Source organism: Halapricum sp. CBA1109 (genome assembly GCF_009741825.1).
In the GTDB taxonomy this organism is placed as follows: Archaea; Halobacteriota; Halobacteria; order Halobacteriales; family Haloarculaceae; genus Halapricum.
On sequence record NZ_WPCA01000138.1, the window covers coordinates 1 to 7,023 of the forward strand.

9 protein-coding genes are annotated in these 7,023 nt (G+C 58.9%); 2 read left to right on the forward strand and 7 right to left on the reverse strand.

The genetic code is table 11. The annotated features are described in order from the left end of the window. Positions 1-153: 153 nt before the first annotated feature. The gene (locus GJ629_RS13045; protein WP_157513442.1) at positions 154-1,236 is read left to right on the forward strand and encodes a hypothetical protein; all 1,083 of its coding nucleotides are present in this window, start codon (positions 154-156) and stop codon (positions 1,234-1,236) included. A 97-nt stretch (positions 1,237-1,333) separates the two neighbouring features. Next, positions 1,334-1,933 (forward strand): hypothetical protein, encoded by a 600-nt coding sequence (locus GJ629_RS13050; protein ID WP_157513443.1) that lies wholly within the window; start codon positions 1,334-1,336, stop codon positions 1,931-1,933. 259 nt (positions 1,934-2,192) lie between these two features. On the opposite strand, the gene GJ629_RS13055 is transcribed toward GJ629_RS13050, so the two are convergent. From GJ629_RS13055 to GJ629_RS13085, 7 genes are all read right to left on the reverse strand, one after another. After that, positions 2,193-2,807, reverse strand: coding sequence for a ribonuclease HI (locus GJ629_RS13055; protein WP_157513444.1), 615 nt, complete (start codon positions 2,805-2,807; stop codon positions 2,193-2,195). A gap of 1 nt (position 2,808) precedes the next feature. Beyond that, positions 2,809-3,075, reverse strand: a complete 267-nt coding sequence (locus GJ629_RS13060) for a hypothetical protein (RefSeq protein WP_157513445.1) — start codon at positions 3,073-3,075, stop codon at positions 2,809-2,811. 96 nt (positions 3,076-3,171) lie between these two features. Continuing rightward, complete coding sequence (locus GJ629_RS13065; RefSeq protein ID WP_157513446.1) at positions 3,172-3,858, reverse strand: hypothetical protein; 687 nt, start codon at positions 3,856-3,858, stop codon at positions 3,172-3,174. Between the two features lie 44 nt (positions 3,859-3,902). Next, positions 3,903-5,012 carry a hypothetical protein gene (locus GJ629_RS13070; RefSeq protein ID WP_157513447.1) on the reverse strand — a complete coding sequence of 370 codons (1,110 nt, stop codon included), beginning with the start codon at positions 5,010-5,012 and terminating at the stop codon, positions 3,903-3,905. 180 nt (positions 5,013-5,192) lie between these two features. Continuing rightward, positions 5,193-5,519, reverse strand: coding sequence for a hypothetical protein (locus GJ629_RS13075; RefSeq protein WP_157513448.1), 327 nt, complete (start codon positions 5,517-5,519; stop codon positions 5,193-5,195). Between the two features lie 28 nt (positions 5,520-5,547). Then, on the reverse strand, positions 5,548-5,844 hold the full coding sequence (locus GJ629_RS13080; protein WP_157513449.1) for a hypothetical protein: 297 nt from the start codon (positions 5,842-5,844) through the stop codon (positions 5,548-5,550). Between the two features lie 103 nt (positions 5,845-5,947). Then, positions 5,948-7,023: hypothetical protein (locus GJ629_RS13085; RefSeq protein ID WP_231754624.1), on the reverse strand; the 1,076-nt coding region annotated here is incomplete at its 5' end.

Here is a 7,023-nt window from a genome sequence, read left to right on the forward strand (position 1 = left end):
TTTTGCGCGGGGGTTGAGCGCTCGCCGGAGGCGAGCGCGAGGCCCCCGACGGAAAAAGTGGTCGTCCGAACCTCGCCAGCGTCGCCGTCTTCGACGCACAGGCGGAGTGAGCGGGAGCAAAAGACCGATAGCCATCCGACACTGAGGGCGAATATGGACAGGCGAGCGTTTCTCGCGAGCGGGGCCGCCCTCGGGTCGGCGGCGCTTGCGGGGTGTGGCATACTGGCGACAGAGCCCTCCTCGACCGGCATCCCTCCGGTGCTGGAGGACCGCCCGGACGGCGTGTACATCCCCACCCACGTCGAGGGAATGGAGATGATCGGAACCGCCGAGGAAGGCGACTACGCCTTCGCGCTGATGTACAGCTACGCCCACCGGTTCTGGAACGTCAACGGCACCAGCACGCAGTTCACCGAGATAGACGACGGCGACGCCGTCCACCTGATGGCCAGCGTCTGGGACCCCGAGACGGGCACCGTCCTCCCGGAGACGGGCCTCTCCATCGAGGTGAGCCGCGACGGCGACGTGGTCTCCCAAGAGGTCATCTACCCGATGCTCTCCCAGCCGATGGGCTTTCACTACGGCGCGAACTTCGGCCTCGACGACGGGGCCGAGGGCACCTACACCGTGGACCTCAGCGTCGGCGGGATGTCGACCCGACGGACCGGTGGCTTCCAGGGGACGTTCGGCGACCCCGCCACCGCGACCATCGACTTCGAGTACAGCGAGAGCGAGAAAAACGATATCTCATACGAGGAGCGAGACGACGCCGGCGAGCGCGGCGCGCTGGAGCCGATGTCGATGGAGATGGTCCCGGACTCGACGGCCCCCGCAGAGGGGGAGTTACCCGGCACGGTCCTCGGGTCCGGCCGGTCGAACGACGCCGTCCTCCTCACGACGCTTCTGGACTCCCCGCCAGCGGGCGTCGACGGCGACGGCCAGTACCTCGCCGTCTCGGCCCGGAGCCGCTACAACGAGATGATCGTTCCCGCGATGGGGCTGTCGGGGACGCTCGCCCGCGGCGGCGAGTCGGTCTTCGAGGGCGAACTACGCCGGACGCTCGACTCCGAACTGGGCTATCACTACGGCGCGACGGTCGAGAACGTCCAGTCCGGCGACGAACTGACGCTGTCGGTGACGACGCCCGCACAGACCGCCCGCCACGAGGGCTACGAGACTGCCTTCGGGGGGAGCGGCCGCGAGACGCCCGACGTGACCATCGACGTCGAGTTGTAGACGACCCAGCGGGTGAGTCCGACGGCCGTTCGGACGCAAAAGATGGTATGTGGTAACTAACCACAGGCCTATCCGCGCAGGGCGCCTCTGTCGTGGTATGGCAGACGACAAGAGCGGGCGAGAGGAACAGGCACAGAACGCCGACCGGCGACAGCGTGAGCGCGCTCTCGCCACGGAGTTGGCCCGCGGGGACGAGCCGGAACCGCCGTTCGAGCCAGCAGTGCTCGTCGATTTCGAGGCGAAACTGGAACCGCTATCGTTCCCGGTGACAGGGGCCGAAGTCGTCGCCGCCGTCGGCGACCACGTGATCGAATCGACCGACGGGGAGTACGCCGTCGAGGAGCTCCTCGCGGAGACGGACGTGGAGACGTTCGACTCCCCCACGGCACTCAGAGCACGGATACAGCGACCGACCGTCGCCGCGATGATGAAACAGGTCGTCGAAGCCGCCGCGACGCTCCGGAATGCGAAGTTGAGCCAGTCACAGCGCGACGCCTACGAGAAGACGTTTCGGGAGCTCGTCGCTGTCGACGCCATCGACGACGACGAGGGACTGCAGGTCGTCACCGACTGGATCGTCGAGCGAATCGACGAGAAGGGGACGATTCCCGGCTCCAGAGACGTCCGGCGACGGGCGTCGAAATACTGCCGGGAGAACGGATACCAAGTGCGAAACGACGAGTGGCTGGGCGTGTGAGCGACCCTCTACTGGCGCGGTCGTGATCGTCACCGCTCGGTCGTGAGTGCTCGGGCGGACTGTTCACACCACCCGAGGTTACGCCCTCGGCGTCCGAGACACCGGTGTGGACAACGCGCATACGAGTTCCGGTCTGTGACGTGCCGGTGTCCCCGTGTTGCTCGCCGTCGTGGGGGTGTTGCTCCGGTGACCGGCCGGCGACATCCCCGGGATGGGGCGTTGTTTCTCGCCGCGCGAGTCGCGCTCGCCCTCGTCTGACTCAGTCGCTGTTGACCCGCGACGGCGGCGGATACCGGTCGTCGTCCTGTCTGATCGGCTCCGGGAGGACACAACGCTCCCGTTCGGCGTTGACGTGTGCGTACTGGTCGGGCGCGTTCGCCAACGGATGGGCCGGGTTGCGGTCACTGGAGATGCGGGCCGCCCGGACCGCGCCGAAGCCGTTGAGTCGTGCCCGTATCCCTCGCCAGTGGTGGCCCGTCGCGGCGGGGACCGACAGGTGGTGGGTCGACTCGTGTGTCGGGTCCCGCGAGCGCAGGACCGCGGCGTTGACGTTCGCCGCGAGGTCGTCGTGGTCTACGAGGACACCGACCCGCGCCGACGCCGGCGCACGCGCGGCCAGTACGTCCAGTCCGAGGTGGAGCGCCCGGTACTCGGCGACGTTGTTGTCCGGGGAGCGATCCGACAGGGAGAACCGTCCGACGCGTTCGCCGTCCCGCGTCTCGATGACGACACCCAACCCGCCGTGGCCGTCGCTGAACGATCCGTCGGTCGCGACGTAGAAGTCTCGATGGTGTGTCCGCGGCGGGTGCGCGATGTGCGGGGTCGGTGATTCGTCGAACAGGTCCCGTAACGACGGCCGGCCATAAGCGGCCATACTACCGCTTCGGTATCCGGTAACAAAAACTTGGGGGACGATACTGGACGACGAGTGTCTGAATCGCGGAATCTCTCACGTGGGAACCGCCCCGGACGCCGTCACTGTCCAACCAGTCCAGCAACTGCGCCCCGGACGCGCCCGTCTGGCGCACGTACCGCACCGCCGCCCTCAACTCGTTCGATTCGAGCGTGTTCTCCGTCGCGCTACCGAGGGTTCTGATCCGGTCGCTGACCTGTCGCTGGGCCACGCCGGACATCCCGCTCATCGCCTCCCGGATCGCGCAGTATCCTCAAAGAGCAACGAGTCGTCGGCCGACAGAATCTTCGCGTTACTGTACTGATCGGTGCCAGATACCACGCACTTACTCGCCGGGCCGTTCGGCCAACGTGTGGTCGTCCGTGAATCGGGAGACGATTGGATCGAGTGATCCGGCAACCGTCTCTGCGATGTCGATATCGGTTTCACAGTCTGTGAGTTCCAGCGTCGAAACGACCAAGATGGCACCGTCGTCGAGTTCCTCGACATGTTCGGCTGGTAACTCGAGCAGCCACTCGCGGCCGTACTCCTCGACCATCGTCGGCGGAAACAGCATCAGCCACGTCGGGTAGTCGATGTGGTTCTGTGAGAGTGACTCGTCACTGATCGGCGACGGAATCCCGTTTCGGTTCTCCGGGAGGCCGATTGTCTCGATTCGTTCGCTGTGCATTCCGAAGACGTATTCTGCGTCGATACACTGGTAGAACTGCCGAACGAGGTCAAGCGTTTCCTCCAGTTGCTGCTGAGTCGGACAGTTCTCATCGAAGAGTATGGAACAGGAGAAATCAAGTGCTACAAGGTCATTGTTGTGAGCGAAATTGTGTGCCTGTTTAGAGTACACATCCAACCCGTATTTGTTAGAATCTCCAATCACAGTAATGCTTTTTTCATTATGACGGATATATTTCGGAGCCTGCTTATCACTATCAAACAGCGATACGAACGCATCAAGAGTATTCTCTGGCGGAGTGTTTGAAACGAATCCGACCCGGAAGAACGATTCCAACGCCATATACTGAGTTAACGTAACAAGTATAAAAATACTGAATATACGTACTATCCACTGCCGGTGGAACTAGCTCTCGCGGTGAACCACTCTGCGTCCAGTATATCGTTCAGGCTTGCTGCCTGTGAGTCGGACCGAGTGACAAACGTCACTCTCAGGTTTTCCATATCGGCGCCATCTGCTATTTGAGACGCAAAGAACCGAGCTGCTTGTCCTCTAACCTTGCTTCGGGGAGGAGCGTTCTCCGTATTCTTGGATTCGAGATAGATTCGTCTCGTATTGCCATCCGAATCCGTGATCTCTTGGACAGCGTCGAACTCGGGATTGGTCGTGAGATCACTAGAGACCACAGCGCTCTCGCGTTCCCCGTACACTTTCTCAGCTACATCCTCGATTTGCGTTTCACTCAGATCCTCGTCGAAGTCCACATCGGGAGCAGCGCTCATCCGAAGTGACTCGTCGGAGTCGAGTTCGTCGGCAGCTTGTCTGGCCGTCCGAAGTTCGAGAGCCACACCCTTCACCGGAGATGAAGGGTCGTAACCATCGCTATCGGATGCATCTGGATCTGGAAGTCGTTCAAGATATGCACCACTACCCCCGTCATCGCCTCGCGAAAGTGTCCGCGCAAGGCCTTCTACATTTCCTTTTCCATTCAGTACGTTGATATCGTCCGCTATTTTGTTTGCGACGTCTTCTGCATCAGCGGCATCTGGGTAGATATCGTTGGCCCACGATCCGGTAGAGAGGAATTCACGCGAATACGCCTGAGCGATACCGGCGCGGGCACGCACAGCCAGATCCGATGCACCCCCATCAACATCGAAGGAGAACACGTTGTCGACAGTTCCCTGATCGACTTCTGAGAGGAATTTCACGCTTCCAGTACTACCGTCCTCCACGAACGTCGAAATCTCTCTGTCTGAGACACCATCGATATTCCGGAGTGCATCTCGTGCGTCCACAGCATCGCTGGCACTGCGGCCGCTGTCACCGACAATATCCACGATTCGACCCTTCGCTCGTTTCGGCAGCACGTCACTCCCGTCGAAGTAGTCGCCGACGTCGACGTCACTCGACGAGCGGATCTCGTCGAGTCCAGCGCGGAAGCTACTCGCGTCGTCGGAGTGTCCGGGTGGATCAAATAGGTTCGCTGGTTTCACAAATAGCCGAGCAGTATCTCAGGCCTAGCCTTGAGATATTGAGGAGACAATGATCGGCCGAGAGACAACTACCCTGAGCTCTCGATAGCGACCGGTCGAACACGGAACGATATTTGAGGAATCGACCGGAATTATGATCCTGACGACAGGAAGACGAATATTACGAACAGTGCGGGAGTGTCAACTGCGTTTGTGGGTTTCAAATGCGTCTTCGAGTGGCTCCATCCGATCGTTGAGATATTCGGCGATCTCGGTATCCGACTGATACTCTGAGATGTCTGAGACGACGACAAGCAGAATCGAACCATCGTCAAGTTCCTCAATGTGGTCGGCTGGTAGATCCAGTAACCATTCCTCACCGTACTGCTCAACCATTGGCGGTGTGAACAGCATCAACCAAGTTGGATGGTGGATACGATTCTCATCCAGCGTTGTTTCAGATATCGGAGATGGAAGCGGTACCGGCGTTGCATCGCTTTCAACCCGGTCCGTTCGCCAGTTGTGCATCCCGAAGACGTACGTTGGTTGTAGTATTTTATATAAGTCCTTCAAAAAACGCAAGTGAGTCTGAGACACGTGTTTCCCAATCACTGGTGACGAAGTATTCAGCCTGAATATTCAGCGTCAGTAGTGCATCATCAACGGAATGCCGGTGTGAGTCTGTGATATCAATTGCACAATGTGAGAGGTTATCACTCAGACCAATTTCAGTAGCTGTATATGTGTTGTAATTTATATTTTCACTATTGAGGTGTTCGGTTACTTGAGAGAACAATTCACTGGCATCTCTTTCGTCAACAAACCGCACGTAGAAAGTGGATTCTGGTGGCATACCAGCTATATAGAACTGAATAAATAAAGTTATTTTGGGTTTATGCCACTTTAGAAAATGGACTCAGCGTTGCGAACGAGTGGATTATTGAGTGTTTCCCACTCTACTCGTCAGAGGGCGTTTTTACTGTGAACCAACTGCTATCGAAGGCCCCTTCGAGATCGCTTGCTTGGCTTTCACTTCTGACGTAGACAGTGACATCACTGTTCTCCAAGCCTATTCCTTCAGACTTCTGGACACCGAAGTACCGGATGATTTGATCTCTGACGGTAGCTGAGCTAACCGAATCTCGGTTCTTTGGCTCAAAGTATATATCTGTGCCGGACTCGCTATCTCTGAAGGCATCGAGCTCGACGTCTCTGCTACTGTCACCGTCGATAAGAGCGTTCTCGACGGTAGACGTATCATCAGAGATCTTATCAGCGATGTCTTGGACCGCAGAGTCACTCAGCTCCGTGAAGTCGACCTCCGGTTCGTAGCTGAGTCTGAGAACATTGTCACCAAGGTCGGTTGCTTCGGTAGCGGCAGCACGTATTTCCAGAGACACACCCTTTACAGGGTTGCTGGAAGCTGCAGGGGATGGCAGATCAACAAAGTATGATCCAGTCCCTCCGTCACTACCTTTTCCGAGCGTCCGGGCGAGTCCGACGACGTCATCTCGTCCACTGAGTGCGTTGATATCGTCCGCTATCTTGTTCACGACGCCCTCCGCGTCAGTGGCATCCGGATACACGTCACCAGCCCATTCACTAGTCGAGAAGTGATTTCGGTTGTACGCCTGCGCAATTCCGGCGCGGGTACGAACCGCGATGTCGGTGCTACCCCCGCCAACATCGAACGAGAACACATTATCGACCGTACTCTGGTCGACTTCAGAGAGGAAGCCTACACCACCGGTTTCTCCGTCGTCGATGAACGTCGATATTTCTCGATGAGAAACATCGTCTAGATTCCGCAATGCATCTCTCGCATCGGCAGCGTCTGCGCCGGACAGAGAGTCACTATCGCCGACAACATCCACGATTCGACCTTTCGCTCGTTTCGGCAGCACGTCACTCCCGTCGAAGTAGTCGCTACATCGACGCACTCGACAGCTGTATCTCGTCAAGACCGCACGGAAGCTACTCGCGTCGTCCGCGGAGCCCAGCGAGTCCCAGCAGGTCCTGCTTTGCCGCTGTC

Coding starts and splice junctions, on each gene's coding strand:
- GJ629_RS13045 (WP_157513442.1), top strand. CDS start 154: ATGGACAGGCGAGCGTTTCTCGCGAGCGGGGCCGCCCTCGGGTCGGCG.
- GJ629_RS13050 (WP_157513443.1), top strand. CDS start 1,334: ATGGCAGACGACAAGAGCGGGCGAGAGGAACAGGCACAGAACGCCGAC.
- GJ629_RS13055 (WP_157513444.1), bottom strand. CDS start 2,807: ATGGCCGCTTATGGCCGGCCGTCGTTACGGGACCTGTTCGACGAATCA.
- GJ629_RS13060 (WP_157513445.1), bottom strand. CDS start 3,075: ATGAGCGGGATGTCCGGCGTGGCCCAGCGACAGGTCAGCGACCGGATC.
- GJ629_RS13065 (WP_157513446.1), bottom strand. CDS start 3,858: ATGGCGTTGGAATCGTTCTTCCGGGTCGGATTCGTTTCAAACACTCCG.
- GJ629_RS13075 (WP_157513448.1), bottom strand. CDS start 5,519: ATGCACAACTGGCGAACGGACCGGGTTGAAAGCGATGCAACGCCGGTA.
- GJ629_RS13080 (WP_157513449.1), bottom strand. CDS start 5,844: ATGCCACCAGAATCCACTTTCTACGTGCGGTTTGTTGACGAAAGAGAT.